The organism is Microbacterium sp. MYb54 (assembly GCF_002979515.1).
Taxonomy (GTDB): Bacteria; Actinomycetota; Actinomycetes; order Actinomycetales; family Microbacteriaceae; genus Microbacterium.
In genome coordinates, this window is sequence record NZ_PCPA01000014.1 from 18,118 (window position 1) to 35,816 (window position 17,699).

Genomic DNA, 17,699 nt, shown 5'->3' on the forward strand with positions numbered 1-17,699 from the left:
GCAGCGCCGGGTCAGCGCTTCTTCGGCTCGCTGACTTCCTCACCGCTGAGGAGGCGGCTGACATTCCAATGCAGCCGTTCGGCCATTCCCGGAGACGCTTCGGAGGGGACACTGACCGCCGACAGGGCGCCGTTCATGGCGGTCAGCGTATCGGTGATGATGTCTGCAGCGCGGCTCTGACTGATGACCCCCCATGACGCGATCTCGGCGAGAAGACGTTCGGTGGACACCTTGCGGTGGTCGAACTGCCCGTCGACGGCCAATGCAAGGTCCCACTTGATGAGCTCGTGTTGGAAGAGGTTCGGGACGGCGTCGTAGATCTGAGAGAGTTCGGTCCCATGCGAAAGGTGCATGAGGGCGACGTTCTTCGCGTGTGCGTCGTTGTTCCCGATGCCGATGTTGTAGGTCATCTGTCGGATCCAAGCTTCGACGGCCGCGTCGCCCCCGGGTATCGACCCGAGGAGCTCCGCGATGCGCCGGTTGCTCGCTCGTTTCGAGTCATTCGGCCATTCAGGTTCCTGGAACTTCACATCGGTGTTTCGCCAGTCCAGCCCGAGTGCTTGGGCGAGGTCTTCCTGGTGATGGAGCCGGACGTCCTGGCCCTCGATCGTCCTATCGAACCGCTCTATCGAAAGGTAGGTGATACGACCCGCGGTGCGGATACTGCTGTCATAGCCGGACAGCCCGATGTGCCGGGTGAGGAGGTGGCTGTAGTGCTCGTCGAATATCCGATGCGGTCGGGTGGGGACCTGTGGTTTGAGGATATGTGTCGAGTGAGCGCGACCGTGCGGGTAAAACCACTCGTCGTCGAACAACGCGGCCAACACTTTCGGCTGGTACCCGGGCAAGGTCGAGCGGCTGTCGTCGGGTATGCCCTGGTCGCTGTCCTCGAGTGCCTGTTTCAGCTTTCCGCCAAGAGTCTTGTCATCCAAGGCTTCGTACCGGGGCCTGAGTATTGTCGGCTCGTCTTGATGCCGCAGGGTCACGGCGCCGGCGATGGATCCTCCGAACTCGCTGAGGAGGGCGAACAGGTTGTCGTCGTCGATTCGACGTTTCGCTGCCATGCGCTCACGGTGGTTGCCCTCAGGCACGTACCCGCCGAGGAAATTGGAGACGTCGTCGTTCGCGGGGCGTCGACCGGGAAGTGCTGCGAACGACTCCGTCAGAAGGATGCTCTGCCGATAGTCTCGGGCGATCTCGAGACTCACACGTGTCTTGTCGCGAGCCGGTGAGACGATGCCGACCTGGGCGTCATGGAGGAACAGGTCAAGCGGAGTCATCATCGCGCCCGTACTCGAGGGTGACAGCGATCCCTAGTTCGTGGAGTGTGCGGAACAGCCGTGTCATGTAGAGATTCGACTTTCCGGCCTCGAGGTCGATCATGTAGTCGCGGGAGAACGCCAAGCGATTCGCGAGCTCGGCCTGGCTGAGCCCGGCGTCTTCGCGAGCTGCGCGTATGACGGCCGCGATGTCGTTGGGTTTTCGTGCTGTGAGCGTTGGCATGGCATGCCTCCTTATGTGGGAATTGTCCCACATTTGCCACTGTGGGTAAATACCCACCTTGGGGATTGTGGGGAAATTCCCACTTGCTTGTCCGCGGGCAGCGGCCAGCCCTCACAAAGCGGTTCTCGCGGGAACGTTGGGTAGTGTCGCTCGCGTCGACCAAGAATGAGGAGCACCGGATGAACACAGTCAACGCATACGCCGCCCCCAGCGAAGCGGCCCCGCTGGAGAAGGCCGTCATCGAACGCCGTGAGCTCGGACCGCTCGACGTGATGATCGACGTTGCCTTCGCCGGCATCTGCCACTCCGACATCCACACCGTGCGCGGCGACTGGGGGCCGCAGCAGTACCCGCTCGCTCCCGGTCATGAGATCACCGGCACGGTCGCTGCGGTCGGAGAGGCCGTCACCCGGCATGCGGTCGGCGATCGCGTCGGCGTCGGATGCCTGGTGAACTCGTGCGGCGAGTGCCGCAACTGTCTGCGCGGCGAAGAGCAGTTCTGCATACAGGGTGCTGTGTTCACGTACGGCAGCACGGACCGCGACGGCACCGTCACCCAGGGCGGCTACTCCGAGCAGGTCGTCGTCACGGAGGGCTTCGTCCTGCGCATCCCCGACGCCCTGCCGCTCGACGTCGCAGCTCCCCTGCTGTGCGCCGGCATCACGACCTACTCGCCGCTGCGGCACTGGAACGTCGGTCCGGGCACCCGGGTGGCCGTGGTCGGTCTCGGCGGCCTCGGGCACATGGGCGTGCAGATCGCGCACGCGCTCGGCGCCGAGGTGACCGTGCTCTCGCAGACGCTGAGCAAGAAGGACGACGGCCTGCGGCTCGGAGCCGACCAGTACCGCGCCACGAGCGACCGGGAGACCTTCCGCGAGCTGCGGTCGTCGTTCGACGTGATCCTCAACACCGTGAGTGCCGTGATCGATCTGCGCTCGTACCTGAGTCTGCTCGATGTCGGCGGGGCCATGGTGTGTGTCGGTGCTCCCGGCGAGCCCCTCGAGGTCGGTGTGATGTCGTTGATCGGCGGGCGGCGCTCGCTCGCCGGCAGCAACATCGGCGGCATCCGCGAGACGCAGGAGATGCTCGACTTCTGCGCCGAGCACGGCATCGCGGCCGAGATCGAGGTCATCCCGGCCGCCGACATCAACGCCGCTTACGAGCGCGTGCTCGCCTCCGACGTGCGGTACCGCTTCGTGATCGACGCGTCCACCTTCGCCGGCTGAACGCAGAGAGGGCGGGCCGAGCCGGGATGGCTCGACCCGCCCTCTCCGTGTGGCGGACCCGCAGGTGATGAGGAGCCTCAGCCGACGAGCACCTCGGCCGCGGTCATGCGCGCGACCAGGTGGGGGGCGAGCGGAGCATCCGTCCCGAGCACCACGCGCACGGTGGCTCCTGGCTGATCGACCGGTCCGCGGCGCTGGCCGCGCAGGTCGCAGATGACCTGACCGCGTGCCGGTCCCTGAGAGGTGTCGACCACCACGTCGACGGCCGGTGCGTTGGTCGCGGTGATACCGCCCACGGCGATCGCTGCGGCGAGCGGGTCGTGCAGGGCGCTGCTGCGCTCGCCATAGGTCTCGACGTAGAAGTCGAAGTAGAAGTCGAGCATCTCGCCGACGGCCCGAGCGAGCGGCACGTCAGCGGCCAGGAGAGCTGCGCGGTCGTCTTCGTCGAACACGTTCTCCATCGTGACGTCGAGCGGCACGAGCACGACGGGCCACCCGGCGGCCAGCGTGGCGGAGGCGGCCTCCGGGTCGTTGCCGATATTGGCCTCGGCCACCGGGGTGATGTTGCCCGGGACGAGCGCCGCCCCGCCCATGGCGGTGAGGTTCGCGACCCTGGTGGGGAGTGTCGGATCGAGTGCGAGCGCGGTCGCGATGTTCGTCAGCGGGCCGACCGTGATCACCTCGAGCGTGCCGGGGTACTCGTGCGAGAGACGGATCAGCATGCGGGCGGCGTCTTCATCTTCGGGCTGACGCTCGGCCACCGGCAGTTCGATGTTGCCGATGCCGTTGTCGCCGTGCACGTGCGGGGCGCCCCCGTCGAAGGGGTGGCTGAGGAAGTCGTGCTGCCCGATGGCGACGGGCACATCGGTGCGACCCGCGAGCGCGAGCAGACCGAGCGTGTTCACAGCGGCCTGCGCGGCGCTGGTGTTGCCGCTGACGGTGCCGATGCCGACAAGTTCGATCTCCGGCGAGGCCAGCAGGTAGGCGAGCGCGAGGGAGTCGTCGATGCCGGTGTCGCAGTCGAAGTAGACGGGGCGGGCGGGGGTGTGGGACATGAAGTGCTCCGGTGGTCGGGAGGGCGGCCGCGGGTGCGGCCGCCCGATGGTTCAGCTCTCGGTCGAGATCCGAGGCTTGATGAGGAAGCTGGTGATGAGGGCGAGAGCGGTGATCCCCACGGAGATCCACAGTGCCGTGACGTAGCCGCCGGTCGTTCCCTGCGCGGCGAACGGCGCGACGATGCCGATGCCGAGACCGGCACCGATGCCGAAAGCGCTGCCGTTCAGGCCGGGGAGCGCGGCCGGAGCTTCGGCGGGGGACTGCACGACGCCGAGGCCGTTGATCGTGGTCAGCACGATGCCGTTGTATGTCACACCGAGCAGCGCGATCATTGCGAAGACGACCCAGAAGCTCTGCGGCATCATCGCGATCACGATGAGCAGGGCGAGGCAGGCGATCATGCCGATGCGCAGGATCGGGATCCATCCCTTGCGGCCGGCGAGCCAGCCCGACATCGGCGCGGCGAACACGCCGATCAACGCGGGAGGTGCGAGGAAGAGCAGCGCCGAGGTCGCAGGATCCAGGCCGAACCCGTTCGCGGTGTCCTGGCTGAGCAGCACGACCGTGAAGTTGATGACGGCGAAGACACTGGCCAGCGTGAGCACGGTCGTCGCGACCACGGGCCAGACCTGGCGGGAGCGCAGGTGCTCGACGGCGATCAGCGGGGTGGTGCGGCGCTTCTCGACGAACCAGAACGCCACCAGCGCCCCGATGGTGCCGGCGAGGTAGAGGAGCGTGATCGGTGCCAGCCAGCCGGCGCTGGGGCCGGACGATACGAAGTAGGTCACGCTGATCAGGGCGATCGAGAGAACGGCGGCGCCCCACCAGTCCATCTTCCCGGTGGAGGCTCCGGTGGTGGAGTTCGGGATCACCAGGGCCACGCAGACGATCGCGATGAGGCCGACGATGAAGATGACGACGAAGATCGAGCGGAAGCCGAACGTCTGGCTCAGCAGTCCGCCGATGTAGCCGTCGATGCCGCCGACGCCGCCGTTGACCGCGGTGATGATGCCGAGGGTCGTGCCGAACACCTTGGCGCTGAGCGACTCGCTGAGGATCACGTAGGCGAGCTGGAACGCGGCGCTGGACGCACCCTGCAGTACGCGTCCGATGAGCAGGACGGTCAGGTTGGGGGCGAACAGGCACAGCAGCGTGCCGACGGAGAGGATGCCGAGCACGACGAACAGCGCACGCTTGCGGCCGATGAAGTCGCTCCAGCGGCCGAGGACCACACCGCCGACGGCGCCGGCGACGAAGAACAGCGAAGACACCTGCGACACCTGGCCGATGTCCTCACCGAGCTGCGCGGCGATGTCCGGCAGCGCCGGCGTGATCATGCTCGCGTTCAGCTGGAACGAGAGCACGCCGAGGATGAGGGTCGCGACCAATCCGACGGCGCGGCCTCCGCGCACGGGTTCGCGGGCGACGGCGCCCGGGGAAGCAGTGATGGTCTGGGTATGCACGGAGACTCCTTCGTCATGGATGCCCTCGGGTGAGGCTTGTACGATGTTATACCTCTCCGGTCTAACATCGTCAACAGGGGCGTTCTCATGCTTGAATACGAGAGGCGCTCCCGCTCGAGCGAACACGAAGGGGTATCGGCATGACGAAGGAGATCGACCAGTTCCTCGGTCGCAGCCTGACGAGTACCGTCGGACAGCCGCTCCGCGTGGCGGTGTACTCCCGCATCGCCGACGGCATCCGCTCGGGGGTTTTCGAACTCGGATCCGCCCTGCCGCGTGAGACTGAGCTGGGCGTCGCACTCGGTGTGAGCCGTACCGTCGTGCGCGAGGCGCTGATGCTGCTGGAGGAGGACGGGCTCATCATCACGCGCCGCGGCATCGGGCGATTCGTCGCCGATGACCTGCCACGCGTCGGGTTGGAGGAGCTCCGTCCCCTGGAGCAAGCCCTCTCAGACGGTGAAGACGACGTGGTCGTGCGCACCATCAGCTTCGACCTGCAGTCCACGACCGACTTCACCTCCAGCAAGCTGGCCCTCGATCCCGCCGCCAACACCTGGTTCCGTGAGGCCGTCGTCGAACGGCACGGCGAGCCGGTCGCGATCCTGCAGGAGCACTTGCCGGCCGGGCGCTACCTCAGTGACATCAGCCAGGAGATCGCCGACGGGCTCGAGGCGGCCGCGGCCTCATCGTCGAGCGTGCTCGCTGCCCTGCGTGAGCAGACCGGCGTCGCCTACGACTCGGCAGTGTGCGAGATCACGGTCAACGTCGTCGGTGCCTCGCGCGGAGCACTCCTCGGCCTCAGGCCGACCGACCCCGTGCTCATCCTCACGCAGACCGTGACCACCGCCGGACGACCCGTGTACCTCGCCAAGTGCATCGTCTCGTCCCGGGTCGGCCACCTCTCCGTCGTCCAGACCACCTCCTGATTGCGAGCCTTCGTGCCTACATCTCTTCTGCTCATCATCGTCGGCAGCATCAACGTCGATCTCACCGCCCGCGCCGACCGTCTTCCGCAGGCGGGAGAGACCGTCGGTGGAGGCCGTCTCGTCCGCGAGGCCGGCGGCAAGGGTGCGAACCAGGCGGCAGCCGCCGCGCGGCTCGGCGCGACGGTCCGCATGATCGGAGCTGTCGGCACCGACGCGGATGGCGCCTGGATGCGTTCGGAGCTCGATGCGGCCGGCGTCGACACCACCAGCATCCAGACCCGGGATCAGCCCACCGGCGTCGCCCTGATCGTCGTCGATCGCGAGGGCGAGAACCAGATCGCGGTGTGCGAGGGCGCGAACGGCGAGATCGACCTCGACGGTGTCGTGTTCGCCGCCGACGAAGCCGTGCTCGCGCAGCTCGAGATCTCGATGGACCTCGTCGTCGCGCTGGCCGAGCAGGTGCAGGGGTACCTCGCCGTCAACGCGGCTCCGGCACGCGATCTGCCCGACGCCGTTCTGGAGCGCGCCGACCTGATCATCGTGAACGAGACCGAGTACGCATTGATCCCGGCACTGCGCACGGCCAGGCGCGTCGCCGTGACCTACGGCGCGGACGGTGCGCGGCTGTTCGAGTCCGGTGTGGAGATCGCATCGGCTCCCGCGGTCAAGACGACCGTCGAGAACACCGTCGGTGCGGGGGATGCGTTCTGCGCCGCCCTCACGATCGGTCTCGCCTCGGGGGTCCCCGCCGCCACCGCGCTCGCCGCGGCCTGCGCTGTCGGTGCCGCGGCGGTGGCCGACCCGCGCTCGCAGCCGCTGCTCTCGTCGTACGACACGTACCTCGCGCGCTGAGCACGCGACGCGCTGTCGGTCGCCGCGGATAGCCTGAGCGGATGACCTCTCTTCTCACGGGCCCAGACGCCCGCGATCGCTGCGCCTGGGTGGGCGACGACGACGAGTACCGTCGCTACCACGACGAGGAGTGGGGCACCCCGCTGCACGGCGACCGCGCGCTGTTCGAGAAGATGGCGTTGGAGGGCTTCCAGGCGGGGCTCTCGTGGATCACGATCCTGCGCAAGCGCCCGCGGTTCCGCGAGGTGTTCGCGGGCTTCGACCCCGAGATCGTCTCCGAGTACGACGAGTCCGATGTCGAGCGTCTGATGGGCGACGCCGGCATCATCCGCAACCGCGCGAAGATCGAGGCGACCATCGGCAACGCCCACATCGTCCGGGGCATGGCCGAGGGCGAGTTCGACGAGCTGATGTGGTCGTTCGCCCCGGCAGCGTCGGGCATCCGGCCGGCATCCTTCGCCGACGTCCCGGCGGTCACCTCCGAGTCGACGGCGATGAGCAAGGAACTGCGTCGTCGTGGGTTCCGCTTCGTCGGACCGACCACGATGTACGCCCTGATGCAGTCGGGCGGGATGGTCGACGATCACATCATGGGGTGCTGGCGAGCGTGACGTCGGCTCCGTCGATGCTCAGCGCTCGCCGGTCTCCCGGGTGAGCGCGGAGCGCGCGTCGGAGGTGTTCTCGACGGCGAAGCTGGCCATCGTCGGCAGGTAGCGGTCGTCTGCCACTTCCACGAGAGAGCCGTCTTCGGCCCATCCTGTTCGACGTACCCGTAACAGCGGCGTCGACAGCGAGACCGCGAGCGCTGCCGCGTCGAGGTCGTCCGCCGGCACGGCGTCGAAGACGTGGCGCGCGCGGACGGGCGCGCATCCGTGCTCCTTCATCGCCTGATAGATGCTTCCGGTGTCGAGATCGGCGGCCAGCAGGAGCATGCCCACGTCGAACGGGAAGGCCGACCGTTCGAGCATCGCCGGTTCGTCATCGAGCAGTCGCAGTCGGACGATCTCCACGATGGGGGTTGCAGGCTCCACGCCGAGGTCTTCGGCTAGGGCCTCGGATGCCGGGCGGCGGGCAGCCTCGATCACGCGCTGCCCCGGCCGTCGGCCGATCGACCGCGCCCAGTCGGTGAACGAGACGAAGGTCTGGAACGACTGTGTCGGCACCAGTCTCCTGACCCGTGGCGGCGCACCGCGACCGCCGTCGACGGCGCCCTCGGCGCGGAGCGTCGCCAGAGCCTGTCGGATGGGCCCCCGCGAGGTGCCGAACTCGGCGATCAGGGAGTGCTCGCTCGGCACTCTCTCGCCCTCGGGCCATTCGCCGCTCCGGATGCGTTCGAGCATCTGCTCGTACAGCTGCTCGTGCAGTGGTCTGCTCACTCTGCTCCTGGTTCCTGTTGTCGTGACTTCTTGCCTTCATGGCGAGCGGCACATGTTCACTCTGCCGCAGTTCAGTGAACAATCGGCGAATATCGCCCGAAAAAGTTGTCATGACTACTTTCTCTCAACATGCTCGGAAGAGACCCGGAATTCCTCCACCCCGCTTCCGCCGACATCGGCGGTCGACCAACTCCAAGGAAGAGACATGAGAACCAGACGCGGTATCGGTGCCCTCGCGGTCACCTGCGCCCTCACCCTGCTCGTCGGCGGTGCGGCGACGCCCGCCTTCGCCGCCGCGGTCCCCCTGACCGAAGGCTTCACCGGGGCGACACCGGCCGGCCCTCCGACCGGGTGGGAAGTCGAGAACACCAACGTCACCGGGATGCGCGCCGACTGGCAGGGCTGGTCGTTCTATACGCCGGCGGAAGTCGTGTCGGTGTGGGGCAACAGTGGCGATCGCGGCTCCTTCTCGCGTGCCGACGGGATGACCGCGGTCGTGCACTCCGACTCCAACCGCCCGACCCAGGGGCGCTTCAGCTCGGTGCTCTGGGCGCCGGCACTGGACCTGCAGAGCCAGGACGGCGCGGTCCAGGTGACCTTCGACAGTCACTACAAACAGGGCCAGGCCCCGCAGACCGCGCAGCTGGTCGCACGGTTCGACGGCGGCGCACCAGTGGTGGTCGAGTCGTTCGACCGCAACCGCCTCGATGAGCAGGTCTCGGTCTCTGTCGCCGTCCCGGTCGACGTCGACACCGTGACGGTCGGGTGGTCGTATGCCGAGAGCAGCAACAACTGGTTCTGGATGATCGACGATGTGCAGATCAGTGAGGCACCGCCGGCCGACTCGACGCCGCGCATCCTCTCTGCCGCCAAACCCGTCGCGAAGGCGGGAGCGACGGTGCCGGTGAAGGTGGGAGGACTCCGCCCTGGCCAGCAGCTGATCGCGACGCTGGGGGACTCCGCTGTCGTCGTCCCGGGCATCCCCGTCGCCGATGCGGCCGGCGAGACGTCGTTCGCCGTCGCGCTGCCCGGCGACCTCGCCGCCGGATACGTGCCGCTGTCGCTCGCCGGGGCGGGAATCGTCTCGACGGCGCTCCAGATCACCGTGCTCGCCGCCGGGGATCCGGACTCGTCGACGACCGAACAGCTGCTCTGGTTCGACGGGTTCGAGAAGGAGACCTGGACCACGACGGGCGCATGGGCGCTGTCGCCTCTCGACAGCGTGGTCGCGCAGTACGGCACCGATCGTCGGCACGCCTTCACCCGTGCGTCCGGTCGGATCGCCGTGGCCGAGGCGACGGCAGGCCCGTTCTCCGGAACTCTCGCGTCGGCTCCCATCGCGGTGAAGTCGGGGGACGCGCTGGAGGTGCGCCTCGACAGCCACTACCGCAAGCGCGGCGGAACGCAGCAGGGCACCGTGACAGCCGTGTTCGACGACGGGACCGAGACCGTGCTGCGCGCACTTTCCGACGCCGATGAAGAGTCCGCGCAGCTTCGTCTGCCCGTCACGGTTCCCGCCGGAGCATCCGCGATGACCGTCCGATTCGCCTTCGATGCGCCGGGCGCCGCGGGATCGTGGATGCTCGACGACGTGCAGGTCGTGCGTCCGCTCGCTGCACTCGCCACCGGCCTCGATGCGAAGGCCGTCGTCGACGTCTTCAGCGACGTGCAGGGTGCCACGACCCGGCTGAGCCAGAACGTGCTGCCTGGATTCCGCGCGATGTCGCAGACCGCCGACGTGCTGGTGTCCAACGGCGATCTGGTGAGCAACGGCTCGACCGCGAACTACGACTCCTACCTCGCAGCGCTCGCTGCGGGCGGTGGCGGCGAATACGACACCGTCGTCTCGACGATCGGCAACCACGAGTACTACGGCAGTGACGGATCGAGCACCTATCAGAAGCGCTTCCTCGATTCGACGGGCATGCGCGACGTCGGCGGGCAGGGCGGGCTGTGGGGCGAGGTGCTCGTCGACGGTGAGCTTCCGCTGATCTGGATCGGCAGCGAGTTCTACGACTACGCGGCGAAGACCGGCTCCGGCCCGTTCGTCGACTTCAGTCAGGAGCAGTTCACCTGGCTGCGCGACCGCCTCGCCTACTGGCGTGCGCAGGACAAGCCGGTGCTCCTCTTCTCGCACCACCTGCTGCCGTACTCGGTCTCCGGGTCGTATGCGCGGTTCTACAAGAACGACTACGGGCAGGAGGAGGCTCGGTTCGCTGCCCTCCTCGAGCAGAACCCGAACGTCATCATGTTCAACAGCCACACGCACTGGTCGCCCACGCTGAACGACTGGAGCACCGAGCTGCGCACGGACCCGACGCTCGCTCATGTGCCGACGGTCGTGAACACCGCAGCGGTGACCACGATGTACGGACCGAGCGGCGACTGGGAGGAGAAGGCCGTCGGCGGTGCCGACCCGGTCGGTCTCCGCGCCGCGCTGTACGACGACCGGGTCCGCGTCACGGCCTACTCCTTCTCGACCGCAGGGGCGACCGAGATCAAGCACGTCGATGTTCCGCTGCCGACCGCTGCTCCCGTCGATCCCGTCGATCCTGTCGATCCCGTCGATCCGGTCGATCCCGTCGACCCGGCTCTCGAGCTGAGTGCGCAGACGGTCGAGGCGGGTGGGCAGCTGACCATCTCAGGCACCGGTTTCCCCGCCGCCGCCGAGCTCGTCGTCGAACTGCGCTCCACGCCCGTGCGGCTGGGGCAGGTCACGACGACCGCAGAGGGGAGCTTCCGCACCGCGGTCACGATCCCGCCCGCGACACCGGCCGGTGCGCACACGCTCGCCGTGATCCTGCCGGACGGCACGGAGTCGACGACGGCGATCACCGTCACGCGCGCCGTGGACGGATCGGGTGGGCAGACGCCGGGGTCCGGTGGTGCCGGTGAGCACGCCACGGGTGGAGACCTGGCCACCACGGGTGGTGAGCCTGGCTGGTATCTCCTCGGCGGCGGTCTGCTGCTCCTGGCCCTCGGTGGATGCCTCCTCATCCGGCGCCGCAGAGCTCGCGGCTGAGCGGTTCTGATCGAGTACCGCTCGATGGGCAAATCTCCCCATCGAGCGGTATTCCAGGACGCAGTTAGTATGAACGGGTGCTCCGTGGGTCCGTCGGACCCGCGAACGAGTCAATCCGAGATTGTCACCCTGGGGGGAACCGGGTATGAAGGCGTTGTCATGGATGCGCGCACGACCCAAGACATTGGCGTCTGCTGCCGGTGTCACGGTCGGCGTCATCGCCATCACCACCATGGCCTTCAGCTATGAGGGCTTCCCCACCACCAAGGTCGATCTGAACGACGGCGGCGTCTGGATCACCAAGACGTCGAGCCTGCTCGTCGGGCACTTCAACAACGAGTCGACGGTTCTCGACGGCGGTCTGCGAACCACGGGCGAGAACTACGACATCCTGCAGGACACGAGCAACATCCTCGTCGTGGACGAGAACGCCTCGACCCTGACCGCCGTCGATCCCGCACGCGTCTCGCTCGGCGACTCCGCCGGCATCCCGTCTTCCTCGAAGGTCGCACTCGGCAACCGCACGGCGGCGATCCTCGACCAGAAGACCGGCGAGCTGTGGGTCGTCCCTGCTCAGGGTGTCGCGTCGTTCGAGCCTGAGGTCAAAGACCCGGATGCGGAGCTCGGCGCCGATGCCGATGTCGCCGTCGCCAAGGACGGCACGGTCTACGGGCTGTCCTCCGAACGCGGCGAGGTCGTCACCGTCCCCGTCGACAAGGAGGGCGAGGCGCTCGATGCGTCGACCGCGTCCGTCGGCGAGATCGACGGGGCGGCGAAGCCCACGATCACGGTGGTCGGCCGCACGCCGGTCGTGCTCGACCGGAAGGCGGGCGTCGTGACCTCGCCAGGCGGCCTGCGCACCGAGATCCCCGGCGCCGACAAGGCCGTGCTGCAGCAGGCGTCCGAAGACGCGGGCACGGTGGCGATCTCGACCGCCGGTGCCCTCGTGAGCGTGCCCCTCGACGGCAGCGAGCCGACCGAGGTCGACGCGGGCGGCAACGGAACACCGGCAGCTCCGGTGTGGCTGCGTGGATGCACCTACGGCGCGTGGGCGGGAACGGCGACGTTCATCCGCGAGTGCCCAGGGACGACCAACGACGTCAACGCACACGTCGACGGTGCCGAGGACTCCAAGAGCCTCGTGTTCCGTGTCAACCGTGACGTCATCATCCTCAACGACGCCGTGGGCGGTGCCGCGTGGCTGGCGAATGAGAGCCTGCAGCGCGTCGACAACTGGAACGACCTCACCCCACCCGAGGGCGAGACCGAGAACGAAGACGACTCGACCGAGGAGACCGTCGAGACGACGCTCCCCGAACGCAAGGAGGAGAACACTCCTCCGATCGCCGAAGACGACACGTTCGGTGTGCGCCCCGGCGTGACGACGATGCTCCCGGTGCTCGACAACGACAACGACCCGGACGGCGACGTCCTGGTCGCGACGCTGGCCGAGGCGCAGCCCTCGATCGGCACGATCCAGCAGGTCCAGAACGGCGGATCGCTGCAGATCGCTGCCGAGGACGGCGCCTCGGGCTCGACGACCTTCACGTACGAGGCCGATGACGGACGCGGCGGCAAGGACACCGCTGCGGTCACGCTGACCGTCTACGACAAGAGCATCAACACCGCTCCGGTGCCCAAGCGCACGACGACTCTCACGGTCGAGACCGGCGGCACGATCTCGTACAACATCCTTCCGGACTGGATCGACCCCGAGGGTGACGACGTCTACCTCAAGGACGTCGTGCCCGCCCCCGGCGACGAGGTCGATTTCAGCACCGACGGGCAGATCACGTACAAGGCCACGGCGAGCCAGCAGGGTCGCAAGGAGGTCCAGGTCACGGTCGCCGACGGATACGGCGAGACCGCCACGGCCACGGTGATGCTCGATGTGCGCCCGGAAGGGTCGACGAAGCCCAAGACGAACGCCGACCACGTCGTGACCCGCGTCGGCGAACAGGTCACCGTCGCACCGCTCGCCAACGACACCAGCTCCGGACGAGAGCTGCTGCGTCTCGGCCGCGTGAACGAGGTCCCCGGTGCGACCGTGCTGCCGGACGCGCCCAACAAGACGTTCAGCTTCATGGCCGACGCTCCCGGCACGTACTACGTGCTGTATCTCGCGACCGCCGGTCCCGAGAGCGGTGAGGGGATCGTCCGTATCGATGTGCTGGAGGCATCGGAGACCGATCTGCCTCCGGTCGCGGTCCGCGATGTCGCGCTGCTGCCGACGGGCGGCGATGTGCTCATCGGCGTGCTCGCGAACGACGTCGACCCCGCAGGCGGCATCCTCGTCGTGCAGTCGGTCTCGATCGACGACGACGCCGGCGTCTCGGTGTCGGTCATCAACCACGAGACCCTTCGCATCACCGACCAGGGTTCGCTCACCGATCAGGCGCGCATCAAGTACCGCATCTCGAACGGCTCGAAATCCGCCGAGGGCGAGGTCGTGGTGATCCCGATCCCGGCGCCGGACAAGATCCTCCAACCGGTCGTGAACGACGACACGGCGGTCGTGCGTGCGGGCGATGTCGTCACGATCCCGGTGCTCGACAACGACACGCATCCGAACGACGATGTCATGCATGTCGTCCCCGAGCTGGTCGAGCCGCTCATCGATCCCGAGGACGGCGAGGCCTTCGTCTCGCAGGACACGATCCGCTTCAAGGCCGGCCCTGTGGCGAAGACCGTCTACCTCACCTACGAGGCCGTCGACTCCCGGCAGCAGAAGGACGCCGGGTACGTCACGATCCAGATCCTTCCCGTCGATGCGGACACGAACGCCGCCCCTCGCCCGCAGGATCTGGTGGCGCGCGTGCTCGCCGGGTCGACCGCGAACATCGCGGTTCCGCTGGATGGCATCGACGCCGATGGCGACTCGGTCGAGCTGATCGACATCACCTCGAGCCCCACCAAGGGGCGCATCGTCGAGACCGCGCAGAACTACTTCACCTACGAGGCGTTCGACGACTCATCGGGCGTCGACGTGTTCCGCTATCGGGTGCGCGACCGTCTCGGTAAAGAGGGCATCGCCACGATCCGCGTGGGCATCGCGCCGGGCGAGCAGATCAACCAGAGGCCGTTCGCAGTGAAGGATGCGGTCGTGGTGCGTCCGGGCCGTGAGATCTCGGTGCCGGTGATGGCGAACGACTCCGACCCCGAGGGCGACAAGATCACCCTCGTCAAGGACGGTCTCGAAGTGCCGACCGACACGGGGATCACGGCCCGCGTCTCCGGCGACCGTGTGCTGGTGCAGGCGCCGAACCGCGAGCTCGAGACCTCGCTGCAGTACACGATCCGCGATGCGCGAGGAGCGACCGCGACCGCAGCGCTGCAGATCACGGTCGACGAGAACGTGCCGTTGCAGGCGCCCATCGCCCGCGACGATCGGGTGCGTCCGACCGACCTCACCGACGGCACGTTGAGCGCCGACCTCGACATCCTCAAGAACGATGAGGACCCGGACGGCACGACCGATCGGCTCAAGCTCGTACTCGGCGAAGGCGCGACGCAGCTCGAGAACGGCAAAGTGCGGGTCACGGTGACGGAGAACCTCCAGCTCATCCGCTACACCGTCACCGACCAGGACGACCTTGCCGCGTCCGCCTTCATCTTCGTCCCCGCAGAGTCGGATCTGCGGCCGATCCTCGACTCGACCAAGCCGCTCGAGGTCATGAGCGGCGAGACGAAGGAGATCCCGCTCTCCAAGTTCGTCACCGTCGCCGGCGGAGGAGCCGCGCGGATCACCGAGCACGCCAAGGTGAACGCCGTGTACGCGAACGGCGACGACCTCGTGAAAGACGAGACGACGCTCGTCTACACCTCGGCAGACGGCTACTTCGGACAGGACTCGCTGACCTTCGAGGTGACCGACGGCACCGGCCCCGACGATCCCGAGGGACGCAAGGCAACGCTGAGCATTCCGATCAACGTGCTGCCGCCCGAGAACCAGCAGCCCGAGTTCATCGGCGCGGAGGTCATCGTCGCACCGGGGGAGAAGGCTTCGACGCTCGACCTCGCCGCGTTGACGACCGACCCCGATCCGGAAGACGACGGCAAGCACAAGTACAAGTACGTCAGCGGTGCCGGCAAGGGGATCACGGCCAAGGTCGACGGTTCCGAGCTGCTCGTGGAAGCGTCATCCGATGTCGAGAAGGGCACCGTCGCCTCTCTGAAGATCGAGGTGACCGATGGGACGACCGAGCCGGTCAGCGGTACGGTGACGGTGCGCGTCGGCGCCTCGACCCGACCGCTGCCCGCCGCCAACACCGACACGATCTCGGAAGCGGATCAGGGCAAGAGCATCACGGTGCCGGTGCTGGCGAACGACTACAACCCCTTCCCTGAAAAGCCGCTCAAGGTGATGACGGCCGTGACCGAATCGGGCTCCGGTGGTGCGACCGTCAAGGGCGATCAGGTCGTCGTGACACCCGACCCGAGCTTCGTCGGCACCATGGTCGTGCGCTACCGCATCCAGGATGCGACGAAGGATACCGACCGCGAGGCCAACGGCCAGATCGTCGTCACGGTGCAGGGCGTGCCGGAGGCTCCCGGAACTCCGACCGTCTCGAGCGTGCAGGACCGCACCGTCGTCGTCTCGTACGGTGCGCCCTCCAACAACGGCGCCGAGATCACGAAGTACACCGTCAAATCGGTCGGCGGCAGCCCGTACTCCAAGGAATGCCGCTCCACGACGTGCACGCTCGACGGTCTGACCAACAACGTCGAGTACACCTTCCAGGTGACCGCGACGAACCGCGTCGGCGAGTCGAAGCCGTCGGGCACCTCGGCGGTCGCGCGCCCCGACGCTCGTCCCGACACACCGAACCCGCCCACCCTGGCCTTCGGCGACAAGTCGCTTAAGGTCGCCTGGGTCACCCCGACGACCCCGGGTTCGCCGGTCGAGAGCTACACGCTCGAGATCTCTCCTGCGCCGCCGTCCGGCGTCTCGCAGAAGCAGGCCACCGGCAACTCGATGACCTGGGAAGGCCTCGAGAACGGATCGAACTATCAGATCCGCGTGCAGGCCCACAACCGCGCCCCCGAGCCGTCGAGCTGGAGCGGCTGGTCGGCCGTCGAGGTGCCGGCAGGACCTCCGATGCCCGCGGCCGCGCCGACGGTGACGCAGTTGCCGGCGGTGGGCACCGAGGCACAGATGCAGGTGAACTGGGTGCCGGGCAACGCGAACGGCGACCCGATCGATTCGTTCGAGCTGCAGGTGTGGGAGGGCGGCACGCTGCGGAACACCATCACGCCGGGAGCCGGTGCCAGGTCGCAGGCGGTGAAGGTCCCGACGTCGGAGACGCCGTACACCTATCGCATCCGTGCGCAGAACAAGGCGGGCTGGGGCGAATGGAGTCCGATGTCAGCACCGCGCCGCGGTGTGAACAAGCCGGGTGCGCCGTCGCTGTCGAACGTCGCTGAAGGGGACCGGTCGCTCACGCTCACCTGGTCTCCCGGCGCGCTCAACGGCGCGTCGCGGAACGAGGTGCAGTACCAGTACTCCCTCGGCGGCGACTGGGCAGCTATGCCCGGCAACAGCGTCATCACCGGACTCTCGAACGGCACGAACTACAACGTGCGGGTCCGTGCGGTTTCGACGGTCGAGGGGCAGACATATGCGAGCGACGCCTCGAACCAGATGTCGGGCAACCCATACGGTCCGTTGAAGCAGCCGTCGGTCACCGTGAACTCGAATGCGAAGAGCGTGACGTTCGGGTGGGATGCGAGGGTGTCGGCCAACGGACGCGGCATCCAGGTCGTGCGCATCCGTATCGATGGGGGAAGCTGGCAGCACGTCGGCCCGACCGGGAACGAGACCGTGGGTAACGGCTACAGCCAGCGCCACACGATCGACGTCGAGGTGACGGACACCGAAGGGCAGAAGATCACCCGGTCCGAGGCCGGCACCTCCGGCGCGAAGCCGAACCCCCGCGCCTGGGTCACCTCGACCGGCAACGCGAACGGCCAGCCGAACTGCAACGACGGCACCTGCGCGTACTTCTACCTCAATGCGCAGGACTTCGATCCGGGGCAGACGATCTCGGTCCAGTGCAACAACAACGACGGCACCTACGGCGGCGTCTGGGGTGGCCCGTATTCGATCACGATGGACGGCAACGGCAGCTACGGTGGCCGTCTCAGCTGCTACCTCGGTAACCGCCGTGGCGTGATCGAGGCCTGGGTGATGGTCAACGGCAACGCCTTCGAACATCGCGTCTGGCAATGACGCGCTCACCCTTCTCTACATCCGAAGAACAAGGAACGACACACTC

At 67.5% G+C, this 17,699-nt stretch carries 11 protein-coding genes; 6 read left to right on the forward strand and 5 right to left on the reverse strand.

Annotated elements, in window-relative coordinates:
* Positions 1–11: 11 nt before the first annotated feature.
* Both CQ040_RS14615 and CQ040_RS14620 read right to left on the reverse strand, forming a co-directional pair.
* Entirely contained in the window at positions 12–1,283 is a 1,272-nt protein-coding gene (locus CQ040_RS14615) for a type II toxin-antitoxin system HipA family toxin (protein WP_105527491.1), read from the reverse strand.
* Positions 1,267–1,503 carry a helix-turn-helix domain-containing protein gene (locus tag CQ040_RS14620; protein WP_181156955.1) on the reverse strand — a complete coding sequence of 79 codons (237 nt, stop codon included), beginning with the start codon at positions 1,501–1,503 and terminating at the stop codon, positions 1,267–1,269. The genes CQ040_RS14615 and CQ040_RS14620 overlap by 17 nt, the downstream gene beginning before the upstream one ends.
* 179 nt (positions 1,504–1,682) lie before the next feature.
* Here CQ040_RS14620 and CQ040_RS14625 point away from each other — a divergent pair, with 179 nt between their 5' ends.
* Positions 1,683–2,729, forward strand: a complete 1,047-nt coding sequence (locus CQ040_RS14625; RefSeq protein WP_105527489.1) for an NAD(P)-dependent alcohol dehydrogenase — start codon at positions 1,683–1,685, stop codon at positions 2,727–2,729.
* A 77-nt stretch (positions 2,730–2,806) separates the two neighbouring features.
* Here CQ040_RS14625 and CQ040_RS14630 read toward each other — a convergent pair whose 3' ends face one another.
* On the reverse strand, positions 2,807–3,784 hold the full coding sequence (locus CQ040_RS14630; RefSeq protein WP_105527488.1) for a nucleoside hydrolase: 978 nt from the start codon (positions 3,782–3,784) through the stop codon (positions 2,807–2,809).
* A gap of 51 nt (positions 3,785–3,835) precedes the next feature.
* Positions 3,836–5,248 carry an MFS transporter gene (locus tag CQ040_RS14635; protein WP_105527487.1) on the reverse strand — a complete coding sequence of 471 codons (1,413 nt, stop codon included), beginning with the start codon at positions 5,246–5,248 and terminating at the stop codon, positions 3,836–3,838.
* A 140-nt stretch (positions 5,249–5,388) separates the two neighbouring features.
* Between CQ040_RS14635 and CQ040_RS14640 the strand changes: the two genes are divergently transcribed.
* The 3 genes from CQ040_RS14640 to CQ040_RS14650 are packed head-to-tail and all read left to right on the forward strand — an operon-like array spanning position 5,389 to position 7,637.
* Positions 5,389–6,174, forward strand: a complete 786-nt coding sequence (locus tag CQ040_RS14640) for a GntR family transcriptional regulator (protein ID WP_105527486.1) — start codon at positions 5,389–5,391, stop codon at positions 6,172–6,174.
* Positions 6,175–6,186: 12 nt separating this feature from the next.
* Positions 6,187–7,026: a PfkB family carbohydrate kinase gene (locus tag CQ040_RS14645; protein ID WP_105527485.1), complete on the forward strand. Its 840-nt coding sequence runs from the start codon at positions 6,187–6,189 to the stop codon at positions 7,024–7,026.
* 41 nt (positions 7,027–7,067) lie between these two features.
* A complete protein-coding gene (locus tag CQ040_RS14650) occupies positions 7,068–7,637 on the forward strand; it encodes a DNA-3-methyladenine glycosylase I (protein ID WP_105527484.1) in 570 nt (189 codons plus the stop codon).
* 18 nt (positions 7,638–7,655) lie between these two features.
* On the opposite strand, the gene CQ040_RS14655 is transcribed toward CQ040_RS14650, so the two are convergent.
* Positions 7,656–8,402: a GntR family transcriptional regulator gene (locus CQ040_RS14655; protein ID WP_258131705.1), complete on the reverse strand. Its 747-nt coding sequence runs from the start codon at positions 8,400–8,402 to the stop codon at positions 7,656–7,658.
* 205 nt (positions 8,403–8,607) lie between these two features.
* Between CQ040_RS14655 and CQ040_RS14660 the strand changes: the two genes are divergently transcribed.
* A complete protein-coding gene (locus CQ040_RS14660) occupies positions 8,608–11,424 on the forward strand; it encodes a metallophosphoesterase (RefSeq protein WP_105527483.1) in 2,817 nt (938 codons plus the stop codon).
* 163 nt (positions 11,425–11,587) lie between these two features.
* Positions 11,588–17,653: an Ig-like domain-containing protein gene (locus tag CQ040_RS14665; RefSeq protein WP_146114765.1), complete on the forward strand. Its 6,066-nt coding sequence runs from the start codon at positions 11,588–11,590 to the stop codon at positions 17,651–17,653.
* Positions 17,654–17,699: the final 46 nt, after the last annotated feature.